This is a genomic window from Paraburkholderia lebeckiae (assembly GCF_050436325.1).
Taxonomy (GTDB): domain Bacteria; phylum Pseudomonadota; class Gammaproteobacteria; order Burkholderiales; family Burkholderiaceae; genus Paraburkholderia; species Paraburkholderia tuberum.
Map to the genome: position 1 here is coordinate 452,202 of NZ_JBNDLZ010000001.1, position 24,535 is coordinate 476,736.

Here is a 24,535-nt window from a genome sequence, read left to right on the forward strand (position 1 = left end):
TCAGAATATTGCTGCGACTCCCTTCCTGCGACACCCTGTTCACGCCGCGTCCGCGAGCATCGACTGGCGACACTCCGACGCGGCGCACCGGCACGCGTACTGCGCCCGAACGTCGTCATCGAGCGGATCGTCAGTCGACAGCAGGTATTCAATGAACAGTTCTTCGCCGGCGTCGATCGGCCGGAGCGTGTGGATGAAGATGCGACCATTATCTTCGATGGTCTCGCAGTTGGGCGCGCACGCATGATTCAGCCATCGTGCGCTGTTGCCGCCGCGGCTGCCGTCGATCACGCGTCCATCCGACAGACGCCGAGGAGACAACCCGATCTGGACTCACGTCGGCGGTAGCTCGGTTTCATGGAAAATCTGAAGCTGAGAGATGGCCGCGCAAATTCGGACAGTCGGATAAGTGGAATGCTCGGGGCCTGAGCCGGCGATAATGCCGACAAAGGAACCAGGAAGATGACGAAGAGAACCCGACGGACGCACTCGGCCGCGTTCAAAGCGAAAGTGGCGATGGCGGCGATCAAGGGCGAGCGGACGCTAGCCGAACTGGCGCAGCAGTTCGATGTGCACCCGAACCAGATCACCGAATGGAAGCGGCAGTTGCAGGAACGTGCCGCCGACGTATTTGGCGCAGGCGGCACGGCGTCGAGCGAGCCGCAAGTCGATTTGAAGGAGCTACATGCGAAGATCGGCCAGCTCACGCTGGAGAACGATTTTTTAAGCGGCGCGCTCAACAAGGCGGGATTGCTGAGCGCAAAGCGATGATCGATCGTACACACGCATTGCCGGTCTCGCAGCAGGCGCGACTCGTCGGTATCGCAAGATCGAGCGTGTATTACCAGGCGCAACCGATGAGCAACGCAGACCAGTTGCTGATGCGCCGGATCGACGAACTGCACATGGAGTTTCCGTTTGCCGGAGCGCGGATGCTGGCGCGACTGCTGCGTCGCGAGGCACACGAGATTGGCCGCAGGCGCGTGCGCACGCTGATGAAGCGCATGGGTATCGAGGCGCTGTACTGCAAGCCGAACACGAGCCGACGCAATGCTCAGCACAAGATCTGGCCGTATCTGCTGCGGGGCATGACGATCAATCGGCCAAACCAGGTCTGGGCACTGGATACGAGTTATATCCCGATGGCGCGCGGCTTCGTGTATCTGACCGCCGTGGTGGACTGGGCCAGCAGGAAGGTACTGGCCCACCGCGTAGCGATCACGATGGAGGCGATGCACGCTGTCGAGGCGTTGGAAGAAGCGTTCGCGAAGTACGGGCAACCTGAGATCGTCAATACCGACCAGGGCAGCCAGTTCACCGCGATAGCATTCACCGAGGCCGTGCTCAGCCGGGGCATCCGCTTGTCCATGGACGGCAAAGGTGCCTGGCGAGACAACGTGTTCGTCGAGCGCGTGTGGCGAAGCGTGAAATATGAAGAGGTGTATCTGAAAGCCTATGAATCGGTCGGCCACGCCCGGCGCTCAATCGGCGATTACATCAATCTGTACAACCAGAGACGACCTCATTCGAGTCTGGAAGACCGCACGCCGGATGAGGCATACTTCGCGACGCTGCCTGCGATCAAATTGGCAGCATGACTGCCCCGGACGTTCCACTTAAAAATCTCAGAAGACTGTCCGAATGGGTGAGGCCACCTCTATTCAAGCCCGGAAAATCGACATACGTTTACGCGTACCAGCCTAAATGCGCTGCTTTGGACACTTTCGGGTCTGCATAGTGGAAAACTTCACCCCGAAGAGTCCGCGTACCCGGTCGTTCCTCCTTCGTCAGACACACTCGCAGAACCCATTTGGGAAGCCTTGGCGCGCGCGGGAGTTCATGCACATTTTGACGCGGTCCTCGGGTTCTCTGGCAGAGGTCTCATTCGAAAGACGGTGGCCCTGGGTGACAACTTGCGACGCCCCGACGTCGCAATTTTGGACAAATCGCAGTAAATTCCCTCCCCTTTTTCTTATCCCGGCGGCATCTCTGGTCCGCCGTTTTGACGGCTGCGGTTGCACCGCGCCATGTCTTTAAATAGCGTCTGGCTATATTCCCATTTATTAGCGAGTGGTTTCCGAAAAATCTCAAGTAACTGCGCGTCCGATCTCACGTATGGTGTCGGGTACGAGCGTAAGTTGTTGATTTCTTCGTTCTGTAGAATCAAGTTTGCTGTCGGCTCACGCTCTGCATCCGGTTTTCCCGGTGCCGACGAGCTTGCCGTGCTCCGCGCGTGGTACGCCGGCGTGTCCGTGCGGCAGGCCGTGGCGCGTTACCTGCCCTCCGCACTCGGTGACGGGAAATCGGCGCGCGGCGTCCTCGGGCGCATCCGCGGCAAGCTGCTGGACGTTGCGCGCGCGGCCCATCGCGTCGATCTCGTCGCACTCCTCACTCATCCTGTAGCGGGACGCGAGCAGCAAGCGAAAGGCGTGGCGCAGGCGATCGATGCGCTGCGCACGGCGCGCCCGCCGGAACCACAGATCGCCGACGACATCGCGCAGTGGTTTTCCCCGCGCGCGGTGCGCGTACTGCACGCGTACGGCATCACGACGCTCGCCGATCTCACCGTGCGCATTCCGCGCCGGCGCCAGTGGTGGAAGGCCGTGCCGGGGCTCGGCACGGCGAGCGCCCGTTCGATCGAGGCGTTCTTCGCCGCCTGGCCCGCCCTCACGGACAGGGCGCGTGCGCTGGTGGTCGCGAGCCAGCGCGGCGACATCGTGCCGTGGGAAACCCTCAAACTGCCGCACGAGGTCGACGGCTCCGCCGGCACGTTCCGCGCACCGCCCGCCACCTGCACGCTCGACGCGTCCAACGACTACGAGGCCGTGCAGACGTGGCTGTCCCTGCACGAGTCGCCCGCCACGCAGCGGACCTACCGCAAGGAAGCCGAGCGGCTGATCCTCTGGGCCATCGTCGAACGCGGCCGCGCGCTGTCGTCGCTCACGACCGAAGACGCGATCGCGTACCGGACGTTCCTGCGCCATCCGGCGCCGCGGGGACGCTGGATCGGCCCGGTGCGCCCCCGCACGTCACCGGACTGGCGGCCGTTTAACGGCACCCTCTCGGCGCGCTCGGTCGCGCACGCGCTGTCGATTCTCGGCGCCCTGTTCCGCTGGCTGGTCGAACAGCGCTACGTGCTGGCCAATCCGTTTGCCGGCATCAAGGTGCGCGGCGGCAAGACGGCATCGACGCTCGACGCGTCGCGCGCCTTTACCGACGGGGAATGGGCGCTGGTGCGTACGATGGCCGAGGGGCTGGAATGGTCTCACGGCTGGACGGTTCCGGCCGCGCAGCGCTTACGGTTCCTGCTCGATTTCGGCTTTGCGACGGGTTTGCGCGCGAGTGAGCTGGTCGGCGCGACGCTCGGCCACGTCGAGACGGACGCACGCGGCGAGCACTGGCTGCGCGTCACCGGCAAAGGCGGCAAGATCGCACGGGTGGCGCTGCCGCCGCTCGCGTGGGACGCACTGGTCCGCTATCTGGCCGGGCGCCAGTTGCCGACTACTACGGCGCGCTGGCGGCCGGTCACACCGATCATCGGCAGCCTGGAAGCAGACAGTGACACGGCCATCAGCAGCGTGCGCCTGTGGAGCGTGCTTGAGCGCTTTCTCGTCCTTGCCGCCAGTGCCATCGAAACCGATCACCCACCGCTCGCGGAGAAGCTGCGCCGCGCCAGCCCCCACTGGTTGCGGCACACCCACGCTACCTACGCGCTCGGTCACGGCGCCGAACTTACCACGGTGCGCGACAACCTGCGGCACGCCTCGGTATCGACCACCTCGATCTACCTGCACAGTGACGAGGTTAAGCGCGCGCGGCAGATCAGTGAGGCGTTTACGACCCGGAAGTGAGCGCGACAACCTGCATGACCGACCGGCACGGTGGTTGACCGTTTCCTGATGACGGTTCGATCGCCGGTACAAACCGGCAAGCGGAGCGCGCAATCCTCCGCCCACTTTAGTGATGTCAGGCAGCCAGTGGCCCCATGCCGGCGACCATCGCTGGCATCATCGGAGCGATCGACAGCCTGCTCACTCGCCTACGAGATGACGCCCGGAACCAGCCATGGAAAAACCTGAATTCGAGCCGCAGATTCTGGCAAATCGACAGGGTGTGTCGTTCTGGCTCGTCCGCGGAAACACCACCGTCGAATGCATCGTCACGATTGCAGCGCTGGAGGCCCACTTCTGGCTTGAGCCGCGGGCCGGGGACGCCCGGATCCTGAGGATTTTCCGGGACGGGTACAGCCGCATCCGCGCGATCGCCGAACGGAAGCTACTTGCGCATCCGTGCGTACGCCTGGAACTGACACCCGATGACTTCGAGCGCCCCTGAACAGCGCGGGTGAATCGGGCACGCTTCTCGAAGCATGAATAATCTGGCCGGCGGCCCTTTTTTTTTGGGCAATGCTGTTGTGGCGGAGCCAAGCCGGCCGCTGCGAGGACCTGACCGTTAGTTGCGTACACCAACGAATCGGTTTTGATTCTCGGGAACGCGGCACTATCTTTAGCACTTCTTAGCTGGAAAGGAGAATCGGCGGCCGCTGCGGCCTGTACCTATGCGCGAGAGCGCCAGCGCTGCTCCTGCCTGCTCAGCTGGGTGGCGTCCGTCGATGCGGGGAAAGCCCGAACCATAACGAGCTCGAAGAGCCCGTCTCGGAATGGGCACATCGCCCCGCCAACCCACTCTCCGCCGGCGACGAAGCGGCATTTCAGCGGACGGCTAGCTGAGCGGTCCGGCAGCCGGCGATAATCCGGGAGGACGGCAAGTCGGCCTGAGCCGTCATTCGAGCATCGGTGCCGGTCAGACGGGTATGGGGCGCTTTCCTGTCATTCACAGGTCGGTGGTCGCGAATGACTCGTCCCGCGGAAAGCGAATGAGTACTTGCGACCCTTTGCTGCCGGTCGAGCCGTGGCGTTTCCAAGGACGGGTATCAGAGCGGAACGGTCATTGCGTGCCGTCACTCAAGGACAAGTCATCGGCCATAGCCGACGGGCGGTGATTAGGAGCCCTGCGGCGGCCGCACCTTGCTTTGCGGACATTCACAAACCGGCGTCGACGAATGGCAGCTCTCCCAGCCGGTGAATGAGCCGTCACGACCCGAGTCGGTCGGCCCCCATGCCCGGTACCAAATGAGCGTTTTCGAAGCACAGCGGCCACTATGCAGAGGGTTGACACACGCTGTGCGAATATGCCCGGTCTGCGATCCGTCGTGATCGTCCCTCACCCGGGGCGTTAGCGACATGTGTTCACCGCGTCGGCATGCGAGGCGGGAATCGTGTATCGATTAGCCGCTCTCGCACTCCGGTTTTTATTTGAGGTCGACCGTGACGAAGCTTCGTGCGTGATTGCGCTGGATCAGCAACGCTGCCTTCTTGCCAGCCTTTGCCGCGAGCGACGCCAGCTCATCCTGCGACGCGACCAGCGTGCCGTTCAACGACAGCACGACATCGCCCGGCTTGATGCCGGCAGCGGCCGCTGTCCCCGACACGTCATCGACCATCAGGCCTTGAGGAAGGTCCATGCTGTGCCGTTCCTGGTCGGTCAAAGAATGCATCGTGAGGCCAAGATGATCGAGCGCGTGAAACTGCCGCGAGCCTGCGTCAGAGCTTGGGCCTGCAACCCCGCCCGCACCTGCGTTCGCCTGTTGCGACGCTGGCCCGATATTCACCATCACCGTCATCGGCTTGTGATCGCGGATCAGCTTCAGCGGGACTTTCGTTCCGGTCTGCAACGCCGGGTTCTGTCCGGTTAGATCGGCCGCGTGGTCGATAGGCTTGTCGGCGAGTTGCACGATCACGTCGCCCGTTTTCAGATTGCTCGCCGCCGCCGAACTGCCCGGGTCGACCGACGTCACCAGCGCGCCCGCCGCGCGCGGCAGGCCGAACGCGCTCGCCAGATTCGTATCGACGTCCTCTACCTGAATGCCCAGATTGCTGCGCGCATTGTCTTGCGCGCTTAGCTGGCCCTGCTGGGCTTGCTCAGCCTGCAACTGCGAGCGCACCTTGTTCGCCATATTGATCGGGATTGCGAACGTCAGGCTCTGCAGGCGATCGCTATCGGCATACACCTGGACGTCGATGCCGACCACTTCGCCCGCGCGGTTGAACACGGGACCGCCCGAGTTGTCGGGGTTCAGCGACACGTCCGTCTGGAAGAACGGAAAGGTGCTGCCATCGGCGAGCGTGCGCGACGTCGCGCTGACGATGCCCGCCGTGACCGTGTTCTGATAGCTGTCTGGCGAACCGATCGTCAGCACCTGCTCGCCGACGCGCACGCGCGCCGAATCGCCGAGCTTGACGGTAGGCAGCTTCGTCGCGTCGATCTGGATCACGGCGATGTCACTTTGCGTATCGACGGCCACGATTTTTGCCTTGAACTCGCGCCGGTCGGTCAGACGCACAGTCACGTCACCCGACTGATCGACGACATGCGCCGTCGTCAGAATGAGACCGTTCGGGCTCACGATGAAGCCCGATCCGACGCCCGACATCGCGCGCGGCGTAGCGCCCTGGCCGTCTGGCGATTGTGGCAAGGCCTGCTTGAAGAACGCGAAGATGGGGTCGTCACCGTCGACCGCTTCGGCACTGGGACCGAAAGCAGGCGTCGCGCTCGCGGGCGCATTCACCGGCACTGTCACGCGGATATTCACAACCGCTGGCCCATAGCGCTCGACGACCGCCGGAAAGTCGATTGGTGCGGCCGTGCTGGCGGTTGCAGCGCTCTTTTCCCTCGCTGGCGCGGTGGCGGGCGCCGAAGGTGGCGCTGATGCAGGAGCAACCGCGGAAGCAGCTGCCGGAGAAGTGGCGACTGCGGCTGCGTCCGCGCAGGAACAACCGGTCAGACATGCCATTGTTACGGCGGTGTAAAACCAGATGCGAGACAGAGTTGAGTGGGTCGATTTGGTCAGGTCAAACACAGCGCACCTCCCATGGTGCCTTGCACTGTGAAGAAATTATTTCGCGCGTGTGATAGCGCCGAGCGTTCCAGTGCGCTCGCGCGCAGGGATGCGATCGACCCGATACATGATCTTCGATGGATCAAAGTCGACTTGAGATTCGGCTGCAGCATGTTTGCCAGCAATGGGCCATCAGGACGCAAACGGTTTGCTCGCTCGTCCTCTTTTATTTATAGGGAAGCAGCGGGCAAATTGCAGCGAGTACAAATCCTGGCGTGCGTCAAAGGGTTGTCGTCGGGGGCGTTTCATGCGGCGGTGCAAAAAGCGCCGACGATCCGTTCCTGCGCATAGGTAAGCGCGTCGTCGCCGGCCGCTTCTGACTGGTCGGCCCCGCGCTCGCCGCTGATGCTCAGTAGCCTTTTGTCGATGACAAGGCGCTGAGAGCGCGCGTTTCAAATGTCCCTGATCGACCCGCAGCGGTCTTTCGACGGATTCCAGAGCGGACATTCAAACTTCATCTTCGACGGTCGTGCCGGCCGCTGAAGCAGATTCAGCGGAGGGCAGCTAGTTGCGAGAATCGAGACAATTCAAAAATATATTTGGTCAACTAGCTCATGCAGGCGCCGTGATAGTTCCAATGCTCCAAGGTCGTAGTTAGACAACGCAACTGTAACAAAACCGCCATTCAGTTGAATCTCGAAGTCTGCACTGATGCCCGGAAAACCACCAGCGTGGCCGACCTTTAAGTCGCTCCCCTCACCACTTACAAAAAATCCGTACCCATACTGCGCCCCGATGTGATCTCTCCACAGCAAATCACGTGTCTTGCGGCTAATCAGGCGATCGGACAAGAGCGACGTGGCGAATCGGTGAAGATCTCGAACGGTTGAGAAACCGCCGCCTGCCGGTCCGCCTTTGGCAACGTGGGTGAATATGTTTTCGCGCCATCCGGACCGATTCTGCGATGTGGGAACATAGCCCATCGCGAGATTTTCGGTGGGGTCGTCGATGTCGTAGCAGTCGGTGTCAAACATTCCGCACGGAACAAATATTCGATCGCGAACATAACTAAAGTAGTCCGCACCAGTTACCCGTTCAATAACGGCACCTGCCAGCAACATACCGCTGTTGCTGTATAGAAACTCACTTCCAGGCTCGAACGCAGGGCGGTCGTCCCGAACGAGTACTTTGAAGTCGTCTATGCTGCGGAAAAGGTCGCGGGAAGTCTTGAAAAATGTCTCATTGAAGTAACTTCCCAAGCCAGAGGTATGGGTAAGAAGGTGTCTTATTTTTACCCTACTCGACACGGAGGCAGGAAGCCACTCATCGCTCAGATAATTGTCGAGACAGTCCTCAAAGCTGAGCTGACCGGTTTCTGTCAGCTGCGCGAGCGCAACGGCAGTGAACATCTTGTTCGCGGACCCCAGGTTGAATTTGGTATCCGGACCATTATTGATGTGAAAACGCTTGTTTGCGTGACCACATGCATATTCGAACAGAACCTCACCTCCGTGCGCGATGAGCACCGCCCCGGAAAACACACCGGCATTGAATCCTTTCACGCAGAGTTCGCGTGCCTGCTCAGCCAAATCCGTCGTGGCCAGTTGTGTCCGAGTTGCGTTTCGCGTGAGAGTTGGCCTCGCGGTCATCTCGAATATGCGTCCTGACCCACCAGATTCCATAATCAATCGAATTTCGTGCCATCCCGCGTAGACTCGGTCCTCGACGGTGACCACCACCGTCGAGTTATTTGTTTCTTCGGCGACGGACAGTAAGTCCACGCCCTGCGTAATGCGGAAAAGCCCAAGCAACCATTCGAGATCGTTTCGGGCAGGATGTTTCTGCGAAGCCGGCGGGGAGACGACGTTTTCATCCAGAAACGCTCGAACTGCAAGGCGGTCGTTTGAGTTAATCGCAGCGAGTAATTCTGTGATTTTCCGCCCGATAGAATCCGGAGCGGCAGCCTGGGTATTCTTGTCCATTGATTTGCTGTCCCTTAGGCGCGCGCCTGAACGAAACCAGGAAAGTAATACCATTGGCGCGTAAGCAGTTCTTTTCCGAGGTAAGAGTCTACACAACGTTTTGAAGAAAAAAATAGCGACGATTGCAATCTTGGCTACACCGTTCGACGGGGTTCCCGAGCGCTGATAGGTACGGTTTGATAAGGCGCGGCGTGCGGCCGGTGCGCAACCGCCGCACGAGAACGGCGCTCCCACGAGGGAACCGATTGTTGGCGACTCGATCTCCATCGATGGACGTCGGCTTTTGGCCGAAGGATAGGGGTAGGAAACGGCGATCGCCGTCCCCTCCCTCCGAACCCGGTGTGCAGTTTTCCCGCGACGGGCTCTCCAGTCAGTTGTTTCCACATCGGGATTGGCGCGCCAATCGATGAGCCTCGGACATCGTGAACAGCCCAAGATTAGCGAAGAAGGCATTTGGCCATCGGGTGTGATCGCGCAAGCATTTACCTTGACCCGGACGGTGTAACTGTCGGCGCCGGATCGCTCGCAGACGGCGGCGAACAAAGCCGTCGACCGACGAGAAGGTGTATCGGTGGGCATTCTGGAAATAGCCGAACCAGCCGCGCAGGATCGGGTTGATCGACGCAACGATGCCCTCGATCGAATCGCCCCTGTTACGTCTGGTCAGGGCGCGGATTTTGTCCCGCAGCCCCATGAGACTCTTCTTGCGCACCCAACGCTCGCCGGCTTCGAACCGGTAGCCCAGAAACTCGAACCCTTGACCTTCCAGCCGGCAATCCCCAACGTGGGTTTTGTCCGGATGCAGTGTCAAGCCGTTCGCATTCACCCAGGCCCGCATGCGAGTGAGCGCAGCTTCCGCTTCCTCGCGCGTGCGGCATAACACCACGGCGTCATCCGCGTAGCGCACCATTACCAGCCCGGCTTCGCGCATTTCCACGTCAAGCTCGTGCAGGTACAGATTTGCCAACAAGGGGCTGACAACCGCCCCTTGAGGACTGCCGGAAGTCGGCGTCCAACGCGTCATGTCTTCCATGATGTCCTGCTTGAGAAAGTACTGGATGAGTTCCAGAACCCGGCCGTCCGAGATTCGCCCTGCCACTCTTGCAAGAAGAGGTGAGTGTGGAATCGAGTCAAAATAGCTTTGCAGGTCAGCATCGACCACCCAGCAGTAGCCCGCTTTCACATGCCGATCCACTTCGCGCAGCGCATCCTTGCAGCCTAGGCCCGGGCGAAAGCCGTAGCTTCTCGGCTCGAACTCATGCTCAAAGATCGGCTCGATCACCAGCTTCAGGGCCGCCTGAACGACGCGATCCTTTACAGCGGGTATACCGAGCGGACGACGTCCTTTACCTTTCGGTATGTAGACGCGCCGCACTGGCTGCGGGCGATAGCTACCATCCTGCAATGCTTGCGCCAGTTCAGCGAGGTATCGGTCCCGCGCTTGCGCGAATCGCTTCACGCTCATGCGATCCACTCCCGCCGCCCCGGCGTTCTTCTCGACCTGAGCCCATCCCAGCGCGAGAGCTTCCAGGCGAAACACCTTGTCGATCAGACTGTGCCACTTACCTCCTTTAACTCCGTTTTGTAGAGCAGCCAACATAGCGTCCGTCCAGATTGAAGCCGACGCGAATTTCCGCTGCACGCAGCTTCCCAGCGCGTCTGCATCTCGTCTAGTCGTTTCCGACACTGGCGATGCTTCGATCTTCATCTCTGCTTCCTTCCGGTCTTTTGCTATCAACTTTCCTGCCCCGCTTCCCTAGTGCGCCTTTTGCTCTGACGCAGGTCTCCACGGCTTGACGCTGCCGTGTGCAGTACTATCGGGACTCTGACTCCTGCCAGCGTTCACCTCGCTGACAGGTCTCCCCGCTTGCTTCGCACTACCGTCCCATCGTTCCGTCCTCAACCACGTGGTACGCCACCGCACCGCTTTGTCCGCCACGACAGCGTGCTGTGTTGTTTCCAGGCTTCGCCACTTTAGTGCAGGCTCGCCGCCATACCCCGCCGAAACAGGTTCGTTAACCTACGGACCGACAGTTCGCTTCCGGTTACTCCCCACCCCGCCTCACGACGACGCAGTTACCTTCAGCTACGGAGCTGTGGCCAACTCCGACGGGGACTTACACCCCGCAGATAGCACGCCATCACGGGCGTACACTAAACCGCTCGCGCGGTAGGAGCTACGATCCGACGCTGGAGGTGAAGGTCAAGCCGGTCACGCGGTTTATGTTGGCGAATGAGGCAATCCGCCTCGTTCTTCAACAGGAGCCGAATCATGACCTCCTCACCGGCAAACGTCAGCCGATTGCGCCAACGCATGATCGACGACATGCGCATGCGTCAGCTAGCCCCCAAGACACAGGACATCTATCTGCACATCGTGCGTGAGTTCGCCCGGTTTCTCGGGCGCTCACCTGCCACCGCCACCGTCGAGGACCTGCGCCGCTACCAGCTCTATCTGGTCGACCACGGCACATCGGCCGTATCGCTGAACCACGCGATCACCGGCCTGAAGTTCTTTTTCACAATCACGCTCGACCGGCCTGAACTGATGGTCAGGATGCAACCGGTGCGCGTGCCCCGCATATGCGCCCCACTTCATCGCCGACTACAACGCGCGCTTCGGCAAGGTGCCGCGCAGCGCCTTCAACGCGCACCGGCCGCTACGTGTGGACGAGAACCTCGACACCATCCAGACGTGCCGTGAACCGCGGCGGGTCACGCGCTCTCTGACGCTGCAGTACGACCGGGTGATCTACCTGCTCGATAATACGGACTCGAACCGCAAGCTGGTGGGACGCTACATAGACGTGTATGAATATCCCGACGGGCTCATCGAGATCCGCGCCGATGGCGTCGCCCTTCCCTGCAGACCTTATAACCGGCTCGCCGAGATTGATCAGGGTGCCGTGGTCGATCACAAGCGGCTGGGGCATGTGCTGCAGGTCGCGCAACTGATTCAGGCCGACCGCGACAACCGCCGCGCGTTCGCCGTCACGAACCAATCAGGGGCAGGCACCGAAGTTGAAGGAGCGCAGGACCGGCACAAAAAAGCAGCGCGAAATCACCGTTGAGGATCTGAACACCGCAATTGGCAGAACAACAGTCAGCCTCCAGGACTCCGTACTCAGAACCTCGTCAAAGAGATAACAAGGACACAAACCGCGACACTTCTACTTTGCTGCCGCTATGACATTTCAAAATGGCTTTGACACGAACGGTCGCGCTTTTATTCCTGCCCGCCAGTCGCAGACCCCGCACAGGTCGGTCCTCGTCGCCGTATCCCGCTATCGGATGATGAAATCGTTTGCCGTCAGCCACAGCGGCTCGTCTGGTCGCGCCGACAACTTTCCCTGTGCGACTGCGAGGATGCGGTTTCGGCCGTTTTCAAACGTCCTGAGTGTGCACGTCGCGTCGGCGTTGAGTGGTAGCCAGAAGTGTTCTTCGAGCGCGTCACGTGCAACGGTGCCTTCCACCTCGCGCCCGCGGACTGGCAGCCAAAAACCAAGGCGCATCCGTCCAGCGAGACGGCGGCCGCGCGATCAGGCACTTCCATGTCGCACCTCGACGGTATCATTCGCAACGTTTCCTATGTGGTGCACTGCACAGCGATAAATCGACCAGAAGTCGGCATCGGCGCGATCACCGACGAGGTGACGTTTCATCCCCGTCAGGCGTTCATGAACGACGATCGCCATGGCGCATGTCGAGTACTCACGATTTGCTCAGGCCGGCGTCGCTGCAAGCGGTTTTTGTGTTTGGTGATGACCGCGGTCGGCATAGACGAAACGTTCGTAGATCGCGGCGCGTATCGGTAACGACGTGAATGTAGACGGCGTCGTCCCGCACCTCATATACGAGCCGGTTCTGACCGCGCTCAACGCTTCCCCGAAGTTCAGACCGCCGAAATCTGAAAGCTCCGCCGGGACATAACCGCTCTGCGGGAGCGGACCCTTAGCTTCCGCGATAGCGGTCATTGGTTGAGTTGCGCCGGCGAGTTTGAATACGAACGATGCAGGTCGCGCACGGAGGACCACGCCCTCGCGCCGCCGGACTCCCTGCTCTCTGTTATGGCGCTTGACGCCATAACATCTGTATGGCATCCTACGCCATATGAAGATGAAAGCGACACTCCTATTCGAGGACCGAACCGTCTATCCGGACGGGGCCATTCTCGAAATGCGCATCTGGCGACTTCCGGAAAGCGACGCCGAAAGACCGCACGGTCTCAAGTACAGCCTGTTTTACGGTCGTTCAGGTCAGCGAATCATCGGCTACGACAATGAGCGGGGCAAAGGCGACCACCGGCACTATCGCGATCAGGAAGAGCCGTACGCATTTTCGACCCCTGAGCAGATGGTGGCTGATTTTCTGGATGTAGAACGCGAGCGAGGTGAATCATGAGCAAACTTAATGTGCATGTTGGTGGTACGCGCGATATGGGTCGTCGATTCGCGGCGGCGTTCAGCCGTGCTCAGGCAGGCGAGAATTTTGAAGAGCGGCACGTGACGTTTTTGTCGCTCGAGGAGATGCTGGCTGCGCTGTCGCCAAAGCGCCTCGAGATGCTTCGTCATCTACATCGCGAAGGCGCAGAGAACGTGAAGGCGTTGGCAACTGCGCTGGATCGGGACTACAAACGGGTCTACGAAGACGTGGTGATTCTGGAGAATGCTGGCCTTGTCGTGCGTGAAGAAGGACGTCTGAGCGCGCCGTGGGACGCGTTGACGGCCGAGGTTTCCTTGTAACCGAATCGCAACACGCGGCCATGGGTGCACCTCGTGATGATCGTCGGCTACGCGACGATGATGTCGTTCAATCCGACCAGCGGGATGTCCCGTGCGGGGTCTGTCAGCCTGAATGACGCTGCCGACTTTAACGCGCGCCACAAGGTGCTACTGATCGTCGAAGGTGCCCTTCTATTGGCCGTGTTCCCTCGCCGGTTGCACGCGCCGCGGTGTCGGGCCGGGCCGAAGGCTCGCGCGCGTGCACCGATTCATCCATCCAGATCGGGCCTCACGTCGTCTCCGAGGTCAACATCAATCGGCCTCATGCCTCATCGCTCGGATCCACCGGCTCAACCCGGAACTGCCACCCTTCGAACGCCATCAACATCGCGCCAAAATCGGTCCGGTCGACCCGTCTGCCCTCAATGACTACACATGGCATGCGGCCGTTGTCATTGCCGTCCCACTCGATTCGCCCACGGACCATCGTTCCGGTTACATCGAGCTTGCCGGCATGCTCGACCAGGTGCCTGAACGCCAGAGCGCGCTTGACCTTCTGCACCAGATCGCCGAGTAGCTCGAACGGGTCCGACCTGAGATCGCCGAGAAGCTGGAAACGGAAGCCTGCGCAGTCCTCGTTCCCAGAAATCAGCTCGAATGCCTCCAGCGAGAGCTGGTCGCCGAACAGCAGGCTGCGGAAATGGAACTCATGTACGACACCATCAGCATCGGCCAGACGCACGGGCGTGAACTCCGGATGCTCGAATGCGTCGACATCCGCAAGATGGGCCATTTCGGTGTTGAAACAGCGGCTGCAGAGCAACCGGAAGGTGCCATCCGGTGACGCGACGCTGACAACGTCGTGCGGTGACATTACCGCTCCGCACTGGGCACACGTGACATCGGTCATCGGCACTCCTTTGGCTGCAATTACTGGACGGCAAGCATGGTCCAATCTTCAACAATGGGATTTCCGTTGACGCGCGCCCAACCCAACGGCTGACGGCTAGGCACTCAAGCCAGTCTCACGGTACTTGATAAGCTTACATTCGCTCCGGCTCGGGAAACGCAGCGTTCGCATCCCGGTCCCACGCACGTCTCGGCGTTTTGCCCGGAGTATGCTTGTGTTTGCACGCAAGCGCACGTACCTGTGACGCCCGTGCAAGGAGGAATGCCGGAGGCCGAACATGGATGCACCCGATGACGGTTTCGTGCTCGTGGGAAGCCTTGAAGAGCTGCGAGCGAAGGGGCGGCGCATTGTGCAGGGCGGCCATGGTCCCATCCTCGTTATCCATGAGCGCGGGCGCGTCTTCGCCATCGACAATCGTTGCCCCCATATGGGCTTCCCACTCGATCGGGGCACTGTTGAAGACGGCATTCTGACCTGTCACTGGCACCACGCCCGCTTCGATCTGGAAAGCGGCTGCACGTTCGACCTCTGGGCAGACGACGTACCGGCCTGCGCGGTCGAGGTCCGCAATGGCGACGTTTGGGTGGCGACCACGTTTGGATACTCCGATCCTGCAACGCACTGGCATCAGCGACTTGCGGACGGGCTCGCACACGAGCTCGGACTCGTCATCGCCAAAGCCGTGCAGGGTCAGCTCGCGGCCGGCGTCCCCGTGGCCGATATTGTGCGGCAGGTCGCGCTGTTCGGCGCGCAGAACCGTGATGGCTGGGGCGTCGGTCTCACGATATTGACGACGCTCGCCAACCTGTTGTCCGTACTGCCAGCGGACGTTGCCTATCTCGCCCTCTTTCACGGCGCGCGTCATGTGGCGGCGGACTGCAACGGCGAAGCACCGCGGCGGGAGCGCGCACCACTGGGAAGTCGGCCGGAGCCCGCCGTGCTCAGGCGCTGGCAGCGCCTCTGGACCAACGTGCGCCATCGCGAGGCGGCCGAGCGCACGCTGTTGACGGCGATTGCCGCCGGTCTTTCACCGGCCGTGCTCGCCGATGCCCTGCTGTCCGCCGGGACCGCGCGGGCTTTTGCCGACACCGGTCATCTGCTCGACTTCATCAACAAGGCGTTCGAGTGCCTCGACCTGATCGGCTGGCAGCACGCGTCCGCCTTGCTGCCCACTGTGGTCGCCCAGGTGGTGAGCGCCCGTGGCGCCGAGGAGTCGACCGCGTGGCGCCAGCCCGTTGATCTTGTCGCGCTGTGCGACGAAGCAGCCAGTCAGATGTCACGCCTTTTCGCTGCCGGGCGCGCTCTGCAAGGCTGGTCGCAGCACGCCGCGCTCGCCCGGGAACTGCTTGGAGACGATCCGGCGAAGATCATTGACGCGCTGAAGGCGGCGATTCTCGCAGGCGCCGCTGCGGCTGACCTGGGACAATCCCTCGCGTATGGAGCGGCGCTTCGCGTGGCCCGCTTCGGCGATGCCAACGAGCACGCCGACTGGGAGACCGCGCATCACGTTTTTACCCATGCCAACGCGCTCCACCAGATGCTCAGGCGCATTGGGACCGCGGGTATCGACAGTGACGTCGCGCCCGCTCGCGGCATCCTGCACGCCGCCATGGCGCTCTACCTTGCGCGGTATCTGAATGTGCCACCGGCCCGAATCCCGGGCGACGGCAACGATCCGCTCGACGACCTTCCTGCCGATGAAGGGACGATTCGAGCCGCCCTGCTCGACGCTTTCGACCGGCAGCGACAGATCGATCTTGCGGCGAGGCTCGTAGCGCGCCATCTCACGCTTGGCCATCCGCCGCAGGCACTGATTGCCACACTTGCGGTTGCGGTACTGCGCGAAGATGCGGGCTTTCATGCCTATCAGATGCTGGAGGCCGGCGTCCGCCAGTTTGCTGCATGGGGCAATACTGCCGAGGGACGGCACGTTCTCATTGCGGTCGCCCGCTATCTCGCGGCCCATTCACCGACGGAACGCGCAACGCTGCAAACGGCCGACATCGCGCGGCGCCTGATGAGGGGCGGAGAAATACATCAGGTAGCTGGATCAGCGTAACGCGTGACGCCAACCGTCCTGGCTTTCGCATGGGCTCGTCCATCGGCAGTGTCTGCTACGCGTCGTCGGGCAGATCGGGCCGACGCTCGGCTTCAATGTGGTCGATTGACGGCAGCTTCGTTCCCCATGATTCTGGCACCTGCCGAAGCAGCTGGTACTTGGCCACCCGGCGTTGTCACGTTCGCGGGGCCGGTCGACTAAGACGTCGTAATGAAGAAGAGGAAATCGCTCTATCACGGTCACCGGTTCCCGGCGTCAATCATCAGCCACGCCGTTCGGTGGTACTTTCGCTTCCAGCTCAGCCTGCGCGACATCGAGGAACTGCTGTTCGAGCGTGGCGTGGTCGTCAGCCATGAATCGATCCGCAGGTGGGCCGATAAGTTCGGCGCCGGCTTCGCGCATCGCGTCAAGGCTGCGCGGCGCCAGCCGGGCAGCACCTGGCATCTTGACGAGGTGTTCGTGACATTACGCGGCGAGCCTTATGTGCTGTGGCGCGCGGTCGACCAGCACGGCATCGAACTCGACATCCTCCTGCAAAAGCGCCGCGACAAGGCTGCGGCCAAACGCTTCTTCAAACGCGTACTGGCGGCCTGTCACAAGGTGCCGAAGAAAATCGTCACCGACCAGTTGCGCAGCTCCCCTGCGGCAAAGGCCGAAATCCCGGAACTCGCGAACATAAAGCATGTGTTCGTCAAGGCGGCTGCCCGCGTCAACAACCGTGCAGAGAACAGCCATCAGCCGACGCGCGAACGCGAGCGACGCATGAGAGGGTTCCGGCTACCCGAACGCACGCAGGTCTTCCTCTCGTGCTCCGGACCAATCCGGCAACACTTTGCGCTCAAGCTTCATTTGCTGCGCGCTTCGTTTTATCGCAAGCAGCTCGCCGCGCGGTTTGTCGCATGGCGCGAATTCACCGAGACTGCCCAGAATCCGTCTGCAGTCTCCTGAGTGATTGACTCACCTGCCCATGATTCGCCGGGTGATCGGTAATGTGACAACGCCTTGGCGACCGTCGCGCTGAACGTGGAAAGCTACCGGCGTCGCAGTGCCGACGACAACAAGCGCGCGCGGCGGCGTCAATTACCCCACCCCGAATCGGAAGGAGCGACAACTATGCCGAGCTGACGTGTTGCCTCACGGGATGATGTTACTCCCGGGTAATTGTCACTGTCCGAATGTTTTGCGATGACGGCTGGCGCTGCGTAGCGGCGCCAGCCGTCATCGCGTCGCGCATCGCCGAGTATCCGCGTCATCAGTTCTCTGGCGCGATTCGATCGCCACACCTTCACGCGGCGCTGCAAGGTGCGCAACTGCGCGCCGGAATACATGGTGGGAGCCATCGAAGTGAGACGCTCATGGAGCTTTTGCGCGGTAATGCCGGGCTCCGCTTCGAGCCACTGCTGTATCTTCGGCCAAGTATGCTCGAACGGATCTTCCCGGGTACGCCAGTCATGGGGGACGCGCGCTTTTCGACGATGCGTCGGCCGGACCTCGCCGGCCTGCCACGCCGTTCCAAGACTCGCCAGGAAATCCGCGAGTGGAACTTGACCGGATGTTCTTGTCTCCGGCGGCGCCGCTCCGGAAGCACCGCATTCGGCGACACGCTGCTGGGCGTCGCGCATTCGACGTAAGAGATCCAGTGGGTCGAGCGCTCTGAACTGGGCACGCAGTCTGCGTTTGGTTGCCTCCGACACCGAAGCAGAGCGCAGCACGCGCTCGAGCGGCGTCAAGGGCGCCTCATAGCGCTTCGTCACCCTCGCGCCGTGACGGGTCTTCGATTTCAGCTTGAATGACGGCTGGAAGAAGTTGATGTACAGCCGCGACACCTCGTAGAGGGAAGCAAGGGTTGCCGTGGCTTCGAGGCCGCGTAGCCTGCCATAGCCAACGAGGCGACGCACAATGGCGCCATTCTTTTGCTCGACCCACGCCTGATCGTTTTTCTTGTAGGCACGTGAGCGCGTCAGTTCGATACCCGTTGCCTTGCAGAAGTCAAGCATGGCCGCGTTCATGAAGGCAGTATCGTTATCGCAATCCAGACCATGTAGCGGAAACGGCAACGCACGGCTAACACGCTCGATGTGCTCGAGAACGAACGCCCCGCTGCGATACGGCATGGTCAGGCATTCGGTCCAGCCGGTCGCGATATCTGTCATCACGAAGCTGTGCACGAAGTCGCCGTCGATCTTGGTGCCACCACAATGCTCGACGAAATCGACCTCGAGATAGCCGGGCAACGGATCGTTCCAGTCAGAGAACGTGCGGATCGGCACCGCACGGCGAATTGCATTGCCGATTCCTCCGGCGCGCCGGCGCTGGCCGGAGAAGGCCTGTTCGCGCACGTCGCGCAGCAGCCGGTCAATGGTAGCGGCGCTGATCTGCTTAAGCCGTTGGCGCACGTCCTTCGATAGCGACAGGTGACCATGCCGTGTCATCGAGTCGATCAGCGTCGGGATGAGCGCCTCCAACCGCTTGCCGCAGATCCTGTCGGCGGCCTCCCACAGCGTGATCAGCGCCGCACGCACTTCGTCGCCATAGCGTCGCTGCGGCCCTGGCTTCGCCCTTTGCGGCTGCGGATCCCGACACAGCACCCGGATCGCATGCTTGCGGTGATAGCCCGTCAATTGAATGAATTCGTCCGGGATCTGGCGTTTCTCCGTCCGGTCAGAACGTCGATACCGCTCGCCAACCGCCTCAGTCAATTCCCGTCGTGTTCTCATGCTGAGCCGCCTCGTCATAAGTCGTCCCCGCCAGCATTCTGACGGGTAACAAATTACATGAGGCAACAGGTACCGCTTGGTAGCAAAAATCTTGAGTCAATGCGGCTGAGCAGCGACAACTAACCCCGCCGACCGGCCAAGATAGTTGTCGCCCGGGCGGCCATCGTAACTGATAATCTACATTTGAGCAGCTAAGGGGATTGGCCGGCCGGGATCAAGGGTGCAAATGTGCATTCCCGGCGACCGTTCCATGTCGGAGCGAGAAGGGATGGCCGTAGGTCCGGTCTGAGTGACACCTACTGGGCCAGTTACTGCCCCAGATGAGGGGTGGGCGCCGGTCAATCCGAGGTAACTCAAAGAAACTGGGTCGATCAGTCAGACGGCCGCCCGCTGTCATGCGCCATGCTATCGTTGCTGGTGCTTGACCTCCACGTCGGAAAAAGATCATCGCGGCTCGATGATTGGGCGTTGTGATTGCGGAAATCATAGACCGAAGATTATGGAAACTGTCGCGTTTATCTCGACTGAGTACGGGGACGACTTGATTGTGTCCTTTGCGGTCATCGCCCCCGCGGATGCGACCGAGATCGAAAGCCTTACCCTTCTGCGCACGCCGAAATACGAACACCTGCTGGGAGATTGGGAGCGAGGGGTGACAGTTTCCTTTGAACGGTACGTGGAAGACGAGGAGGAATTGCTGGAGGAACTCGACCTTGACAGAAAATCAGCCGTAGTGCGCCTGACAACCAGCCTGCGGAACTATGATCTGGATATTCGAAAGGTCGACGAGCGAGAGGTCAAGGCCATGCGAGAGGTGCTCATCCAGATGAACTATGATGGTCGGATTCGGCTATTGGGCGTCTAACGAGTTATGAGATCAGGTCAGCTGACGCGATGACGATGCGCAGTCGTAGATGCATCGATGAAAAGAATTTCATTCATCGACGTCAATCGCTTCGCGCGTAGCCATGCGAGATGGAATCCGAGTTTAGCGGGACGTATCTTTCACCGGTCTAGTAATGGCGCGTTTCCTTGTTGCAGCCTCTTTCGGCGTTGCAGGCGAGTTCGCCACGTTTGCTTTACCGGCAACGATGTTGCCCGATGTTGATTTACGTGGCCCAGCGGATGGCTTGACTGGTAACTTCTTTGTTACCGATTTATTGTCCTCCGCAGTCTTTGCGTTCGCCGGTGGCCTGCGGGCTGTCGAGACAGCCGACCTGGTCGCCTTCCTTGCTGTCACCTTACCTGCCGGTGGTTTGTTACGTCCGGCAACGGGCTTCGGCGGTGAGTAGGCGTCGGCCATCTCGATGCCAAACACATCGGCCACCAGCGCGTCGTCGAGCACCTTGCTGGTAGCGGGTCGTTTTGTGGATTTGGGCAGTCCAGCGCTGGCCTGCCTGACGAGATCATTGGCATTGACGCGGCGCAAGGCGAAGAGCAATTCCGGCTGTTGGTCGAGCCGCGCGCCGACGCCGTAGAGTACGGCAGCTACGTGCTTGCACATCGACGCCCAGTCCGGGCAACTGCAATTGAACCTGATTTCCTTCGGCACTGGGAAAAGACCCGTTCCGGGTCTGCAGATGCGCTCCATCACGGCAGTCGAGAATTTGCCCTGCAGCAGTTCTACCATCGAATCGATCGACCCCGAGCAGTCGGCACCAATTGTTCGCCATTGCTTTGCCGGGCACGCCGTCACGCTCACGCCGACCGTGTAGAGGCTCGAACCCATTACCTGCGCTCGCACTTCGCCTGCCGTAATCTGGAGGTCAATCACGGAACCATTGCGCACATAGGTACGGCCGCGCGGCAGGCGGTTGGCATAGTCGCTATAGCCTTCCAGATTGTCACACCAGGCCTTGCCCCAGAAGGTCCTGGCGATGGCGCCTCGATACGACGCGATTGGCGACAGGACCGCACCAGCCTTCCTAGCCTTCGCGGCGGCCCGTTCAGCCTTTTTTCTGCGCTCGGCGACCGAGACATAGGGCTTCCATCCCCCGTAACCGTAACCCATTGCGCTTCCTCTCTCCTGACGATCAGTTTTCTTGCGCGGCATAAACGTCGAGCTTCACGAGATCGAGCAATTCACGATCGCTCATCTCGGTGAGCAGCAGTTCCGCGCCGCCCTCCAGCACATCCTTCACCAATTGCTGCTTCACTTCGATCAACTGGTCGATACGGTCCTCGATCGTGCCACGGCAGATAAACTTGTGCACCAGGACGTTCCTCTGCTGGCCGATACGAAACGCACGGTCAGTCGCCTGATTTTCCACGGCCGGGTTCCACCAGCGGTCGTAGTGGATCACATGCGAAGCAGCGGTGAGATTCAACCCCGCCCCACCGGCCTTGAGCGAGAGCACGAAGAAGGGCGTCAACTCATCGTCCTGGAATCGCTTGACCAGCTCCCGGCGCCGGGCCACGGGGGTGCCACCATGGAGCACCAGACCTTCGCGGCCAAAGATCGAACCCAGAAATGCCGCCAGCGGCTCAGTGGTTTCGCGGAACTGGGTGAATACCAGCATCTTTTCCTGCTTGGCGGCAATGACTTCGGCCAGTTGGCGCAGGCGGGCGAACTTGCCGCTGTCTTCCGCCTTCCAGGCCGCGTCACCCAACCACTGCGACGGATGGTTGCATATCTGTTTGAAGCGCATGAGGAAGCTCAGCACCACACCTTTGCGACCGATGCCTTCGGCGTCCTCAAGCGCGGCGGCCAGATCCTTCACCGCACGCTGGTAAAGCGCCGCCTGGGTCGGGCTCAGGTGGCACCAGGCCTTGAGCTCGGTCTTGTCCGGAAGGTCGTCGATTACCCGCTTGTCGGTCTTCAGGCGGCGCAGGATGTAGGGCCGTACGAGTGTTCGCAGCGGGCCGAAGTGCTCGGCCTTCGCCAGCCGCCTGGTAAAGTTGGCAAAGACCTTGTCCGAGCCCAGCAAACCGGGGTGGGTAAAATCGAAAATGGACCACAGGTCGGACAGGCGGTTTTCCACGGGGGTGCCAGTCAGCGCGATGCGCGATTGTGCCTGGAGTTGCTTGACCTGTCGCGTTTGCTTGGCGCCCGGATTCTTGATCGCCTGTGCTTCATCAACGATGGCAAGGCGCCATTGGATGGTCCCCAGTACCGGCTGGCGAAGCAGCGAGCCAAAACTGGTGATGACGAGATCGATGTCCGCAAGCCGCGCGGCGTCCAGCGCACGCAAATCGGCCGCCGGCATGACCGACGGATGTGCGATCAGCAGGCGCAAGCCCGGGGCGAAGCGCTCGGCCTCTGCCGCCCAGTTGGCCAGCAGCGATGCGGGGGCAATCAGCAGGCTGGGCCGCACCTCGGTGCTTTCACGCTTCATCACGAGCAGCAGCGAGAGTACCTGCATGGTCTTGCCTAGGCCCATATCGTCCGCCAGGCAAGCGCCCAGTCCGAGCCGGGTGAGCAGGTACAACCACCGCACGCCGGCCCGTTGGTAGGGCCGCAGGTTCGCCTTGAGTTCCGGTCCCGGACTGATCTGCGCCAACCCCTCCGGCTGACGCAATTCCTGCAGCATGTCGGCCAGCCAGGGCCCTGCAACAAGCTGCGACCAGTCGAGGTCAGCGGGATCGGCGTTATCGTGGAGCGAAACACCCGCCAGAAGGCGTAGGGCCTCATTGAAAGGCAGACCGGTTTGTGCCGCCTTTTCTATGGCCTCGAATCGCTTCAGGAGGCGGCTGAGCTTTTTCTTGTCCACCTCGACCCAGCGACCACGGATGAGTTGCAAGCCATCGACGCCTTTGAGCAGATCCCTGACCTCGGAGGCGCTGAGACGCTCGCCGTCGAGGGAGACCTCCATGCTGAAATCGAGCAACGCATCCTTGCCCAGGAGCGAAGGCGGTCGTGCTCCGACGCTGGCTTTCACAACGGGGCGAACAGGGCGGCCCGCCTGCCAGACGCCTGGCGTGCGTACGACAATCCCGGCGGCTTCCAGTTGGGACAGGTCCGAGAGAAAGCGATGGGCGTCAAGCGGCGTCCAGCGCAGCGGATGGTATATCTCGCCGGTATCCACCATTTCGCGAAGCCAATCGCAGTGTTCCGCGGCGCGCTGCACCGGCAGCAGTAATGACAGGAGCTGCGCCTTGCTCCTGGCTCCCGAAAATTCCGCCAGGGCCTGCGACAGTGGCTGGTGTTGCGCTTTGCCATGGGCCGACAGGCGCGAGGTGTAAGTCGCAAGGAAGGCGAACGGTGACTCCGTGTCCTTGCGGTTCTCAGCGAGGTTGAAATGCACACGGCCGACCAGATTCCAGGCCGGGTGGCGCAACTTGAGGAAATCCTGAAGCGAGACCATTGCGGTCGCCAGTTCCTGGTGCAAGGCAGTATCGATCTCGCCCCACAGCGTGGTTAGCACATCTGGCGTTAGATACTCCCCGCCCGTCATCGGCGGCGCATCGGCAATCAGGGCATCGAAGTCCTTGGCAGCGGGCGTGACGACCGCAATCTCGCCGCCCTCGGGTGTGGCGCACAAGGCGGTGACATAGCGCGCGGCAAAATCTCGCCACCAGGCCCAGGCGGGCGGCAAAATGCGGCCGATTTCCGCCGTTCCCAGATGCAGCAGGCCATGTCCTGCGCCAAGCGAAAAAGAACTGCCTAGCCGCGGTCGTATTTCATCCGCCAGTAGTGGCGCGTCGTCCTCTGGAACTGCAAGCAGGTGACCACCCGGCGTCAGGTGTGGCGCGAGAATGTCGGAAGCAGTCAAAAACGCCCGTCCTCATGGCACTGTTGCAACAAGCGCTGAAGCGGCCTGTTTTCAAGGAAAGCGGCCTCGGAATCAACCGGCAGGCCCGCCGGCCCAGTGCGAACTGGGCGAAGTTCCGTCTGCGCGTGGTTCGCCGGGATTGTGGGGTGGGCCAAGCGTCCGGGGTATGCCTGGTCGCTGCGTTGAGCATGTCTTGTGAACTGTCTTTTCATCTGCTGTAGGACAACCTGACTGCTACGTATCAACTGACGGATGCTCGCCCCCGCTCTGCCACCGGCTGACCGACCTTCAACCTTCACGGCGGTCCCCGTGAATTTTCGAATCCGGCCAGGAGAAACAGGGCTCACGATGAAAGGGTACCAAAACCTGACTCATACGAGTTGGGATGCCGATGGCGCTCCCACCCGCCCGCCGAAAATCAGTTGCGCTTGTTACAAACGACCAAATGGCAGAGTGTCCTGTTGGACCGACCTGCGGACGTTCAACGCTGCTCCTTGAACCTCCGGAGCCGGGCATCGACCGGGGACGCCCCGAAG

18 protein-coding genes and 2 pseudogenes are annotated in these 24,535 nt (G+C 61.2%); 11 read left to right on the forward strand and 9 right to left on the reverse strand.

Annotation, left to right across the window (positions count from 1 at the left end):
* Positions 1-39 precede the first annotated feature (39 nt).
* Positions 40-306, reverse strand: a pseudogene (locus tag OKW44_RS02245) (SET domain-containing protein); the annotation flags it as partial.
* Positions 307-462: 156 nt separating this feature from the next.
* Here OKW44_RS02245 and OKW44_RS02250 point away from each other — a divergent pair.
* The 3 genes from OKW44_RS02250 (at position 463) to OKW44_RS02260 (ending at position 4,335) form a co-directional block, all read left to right on the forward strand.
* Positions 463-1,598, forward strand: a protein-coding gene (locus OKW44_RS02250) for an IS3 family transposase (RefSeq protein ID WP_085952337.1) whose coding sequence is annotated in 2 segments (ribosomal slippage) — positions 463-727 and positions 727-1,598 — 1,137 coding nt in all. Because the reading frame shifts where the segments join, the coding sequence is not laid out codon by codon here.
* Between the two features lie 546 nt (positions 1,599-2,144).
* A complete protein-coding gene (locus OKW44_RS02255) occupies positions 2,145-3,851 on the forward strand; it encodes a site-specific integrase (protein ID WP_429409439.1) in 1,707 nt (568 codons plus the stop codon).
* Between the two features lie 214 nt (positions 3,852-4,065).
* Positions 4,066-4,335, forward strand: a complete 270-nt coding sequence (locus OKW44_RS02260) for a DUF1488 family protein (protein ID WP_018420601.1) — start codon at positions 4,066-4,068, stop codon at positions 4,333-4,335.
* Positions 4,336-5,311: 976 nt separating this feature from the next.
* Here the strand turns inward: OKW44_RS02260 and OKW44_RS02265 are convergent.
* The 3 genes from OKW44_RS02265 to ltrA all read right to left on the reverse strand — a co-directional run bounded on the left by OKW44_RS02265 (position 5,312) and on the right by ltrA (position 10,588).
* Positions 5,312-6,853: a trypsin-like peptidase domain-containing protein gene (locus OKW44_RS02265; protein ID WP_280783377.1), complete on the reverse strand. Its 1,542-nt coding sequence runs from the start codon at positions 6,851-6,853 to the stop codon at positions 5,312-5,314.
* Positions 6,854-7,485: 632 nt separating this feature from the next.
* Positions 7,486-8,880, reverse strand: coding sequence for a serine hydrolase domain-containing protein (locus tag OKW44_RS02270; RefSeq protein ID WP_018420599.1), 1,395 nt, complete (start codon positions 8,878-8,880; stop codon positions 7,486-7,488).
* A 370-nt stretch (positions 8,881-9,250) separates the two neighbouring features.
* Positions 9,251-10,588 (reverse strand): group II intron reverse transcriptase/maturase, encoded by a 1,338-nt coding sequence (gene ltrA, locus OKW44_RS02275; RefSeq protein ID WP_018420598.1) that lies wholly within the window; start codon positions 10,586-10,588, stop codon positions 9,251-9,253.
* A gap of 564 nt (positions 10,589-11,152) precedes the next feature.
* Here ltrA and OKW44_RS02280 point away from each other — a divergent pair.
* Positions 11,153-11,461, forward strand: a pseudogene (locus tag OKW44_RS02280) (site-specific integrase); the annotation flags it as partial.
* 85 nt (positions 11,462-11,546) lie between these two features.
* Positions 11,547-11,951, forward strand: coding sequence for a hypothetical protein (locus OKW44_RS02285; RefSeq protein ID WP_026225825.1), 405 nt, complete (start codon positions 11,547-11,549; stop codon positions 11,949-11,951).
* 213 nt (positions 11,952-12,164) lie between these two features.
* Here OKW44_RS02285 and OKW44_RS02290 read toward each other — a convergent pair whose 3' ends face one another.
* Positions 12,165-12,392, reverse strand: coding sequence for a DUF1488 family protein (locus OKW44_RS02290; protein WP_018420596.1), 228 nt, complete (start codon positions 12,390-12,392; stop codon positions 12,165-12,167).
* On the opposite strand from OKW44_RS02290, the gene OKW44_RS02295 reads away from it, so the two are divergent.
* The 3 genes from OKW44_RS02295 (at position 12,315) to OKW44_RS02305 (ending at position 13,622) form a co-directional block, all read left to right on the forward strand.
* On the forward strand, positions 12,315-12,695 hold the full coding sequence (locus tag OKW44_RS02295) for a hypothetical protein (RefSeq protein ID WP_162633938.1): 381 nt from the start codon (positions 12,315-12,317) through the stop codon (positions 12,693-12,695). The genes OKW44_RS02290 and OKW44_RS02295 overlap by 78 nt on opposite strands.
* A gap of 295 nt (positions 12,696-12,990) precedes the next feature.
* A complete protein-coding gene (locus tag OKW44_RS02300; RefSeq protein ID WP_018420594.1) occupies positions 12,991-13,281 on the forward strand; it encodes a toxin-antitoxin system TumE family protein in 291 nt (96 codons plus the stop codon).
* Positions 13,278-13,622, forward strand: a complete 345-nt coding sequence (locus tag OKW44_RS02305) for an HVO_A0114 family putative DNA-binding protein (RefSeq protein WP_026225824.1) — start codon at positions 13,278-13,280, stop codon at positions 13,620-13,622. The genes OKW44_RS02300 and OKW44_RS02305 overlap by 4 nt, the downstream gene beginning before the upstream one ends.
* A 301-nt stretch (positions 13,623-13,923) precedes the next feature.
* Here OKW44_RS02305 and OKW44_RS02310 read toward each other — a convergent pair whose 3' ends face one another.
* Complete coding sequence (locus tag OKW44_RS02310; protein WP_018420592.1) at positions 13,924-14,511, reverse strand: DUF7686 domain-containing protein; 588 nt, start codon at positions 14,509-14,511, stop codon at positions 13,924-13,926.
* A 277-nt stretch (positions 14,512-14,788) separates the two neighbouring features.
* Here OKW44_RS02310 and OKW44_RS02315 point away from each other — a divergent pair, with 277 nt between their 5' ends.
* Entirely contained in the window at positions 14,789-16,570 is a 1,782-nt protein-coding gene (locus OKW44_RS02315; protein ID WP_026225823.1) for a Rieske (2Fe-2S) protein, read from the forward strand.
* Between the two features lie 210 nt (positions 16,571-16,780).
* Entirely contained in the window at positions 16,781-17,518 is a 738-nt protein-coding gene (locus tag OKW44_RS02320; protein ID WP_018420589.1) for an IS6 family transposase, read from the forward strand.
* 128 nt (positions 17,519-17,646) lie between these two features.
* On the opposite strand, the gene OKW44_RS02325 is transcribed toward OKW44_RS02320, so the two are convergent.
* Positions 17,647-19,287, reverse strand: coding sequence for an integrase catalytic domain-containing protein (locus OKW44_RS02325; RefSeq protein WP_239499095.1), 1,641 nt, complete (start codon positions 19,285-19,287; stop codon positions 17,647-17,649).
* A 499-nt stretch (positions 19,288-19,786) separates the two neighbouring features.
* On the opposite strand from OKW44_RS02325, the gene OKW44_RS02330 reads away from it, so the two are divergent.
* Entirely contained in the window at positions 19,787-20,152 is a 366-nt protein-coding gene (locus tag OKW44_RS02330) for a hypothetical protein (protein ID WP_018420587.1), read from the forward strand.
* 123 nt (positions 20,153-20,275) lie between these two features.
* Here the strand turns inward: OKW44_RS02330 and OKW44_RS02335 are convergent, their stop codons facing one another.
* Positions 20,276-21,298, reverse strand: coding sequence for a zinc finger, SWIM-type (locus OKW44_RS02335; RefSeq protein ID WP_018420586.1), 1,023 nt, complete (start codon positions 21,296-21,298; stop codon positions 20,276-20,278).
* 22 nt (positions 21,299-21,320) lie between these two features.
* Entirely contained in the window at positions 21,321-23,999 is a 2,679-nt protein-coding gene (locus tag OKW44_RS02340; RefSeq protein WP_026225822.1) for a DEAD/DEAH box helicase, read from the reverse strand.
* Between the last annotated feature and the right edge of the window lie 536 nt (positions 24,000-24,535).

Excerpts from the sequence above, each read along its gene's own strand:
- OKW44_RS02290 (WP_018420596.1), bottom strand. The coding sequence starts at position 12,392 with ATGCGCCTTGGTTTTTGGCTGCCAGTCCGCGGGCGCGAGGTGGAAGGC.
- OKW44_RS02300 (WP_018420594.1), top strand. The coding sequence starts at position 12,991 with ATGAAGATGAAAGCGACACTCCTATTCGAGGACCGAACCGTCTATCCG.
- OKW44_RS02320 (WP_018420589.1), top strand. The coding sequence starts at position 16,781 with ATGAAGAAGAGGAAATCGCTCTATCACGGTCACCGGTTCCCGGCGTCA.
- OKW44_RS02265 (WP_280783377.1), bottom strand. The coding sequence starts at position 6,853 with ATGGCATGTCTGACCGGTTGTTCCTGCGCGGACGCAGCCGCAGTCGCC.
- OKW44_RS02330 (WP_018420587.1), top strand. The coding sequence starts at position 19,787 with ATGGAAACTGTCGCGTTTATCTCGACTGAGTACGGGGACGACTTGATT.
- OKW44_RS02310 (WP_018420592.1), bottom strand. The coding sequence starts at position 14,511 with ATGACCGATGTCACGTGTGCCCAGTGCGGAGCGGTAATGTCACCGCAC.
- ltrA (WP_018420598.1), bottom strand. The coding sequence starts at position 10,588 with ATGAAGATCGAAGCATCGCCAGTGTCGGAAACGACTAGACGAGATGCA.
- OKW44_RS02325 (WP_239499095.1), bottom strand. The coding sequence starts at position 19,287 with ATGAGAACACGACGGGAATTGACTGAGGCGGTTGGCGAGCGGTATCGA.
- OKW44_RS02270 (WP_018420599.1), bottom strand. The coding sequence starts at position 8,880 with ATGGACAAGAATACCCAGGCTGCCGCTCCGGATTCTATCGGGCGGAAA.
- OKW44_RS02335 (WP_018420586.1), bottom strand. The coding sequence starts at position 21,298 with ATGGGTTACGGTTACGGGGGATGGAAGCCCTATGTCTCGGTCGCCGAG.
- OKW44_RS02305 (WP_026225824.1), top strand. The coding sequence starts at position 13,278 with ATGAGCAAACTTAATGTGCATGTTGGTGGTACGCGCGATATGGGTCGT.
- OKW44_RS02260 (WP_018420601.1), top strand. The coding sequence starts at position 4,066 with ATGGAAAAACCTGAATTCGAGCCGCAGATTCTGGCAAATCGACAGGGT.
- OKW44_RS02315 (WP_026225823.1), top strand. The coding sequence starts at position 14,789 with ATGGATGCACCCGATGACGGTTTCGTGCTCGTGGGAAGCCTTGAAGAG.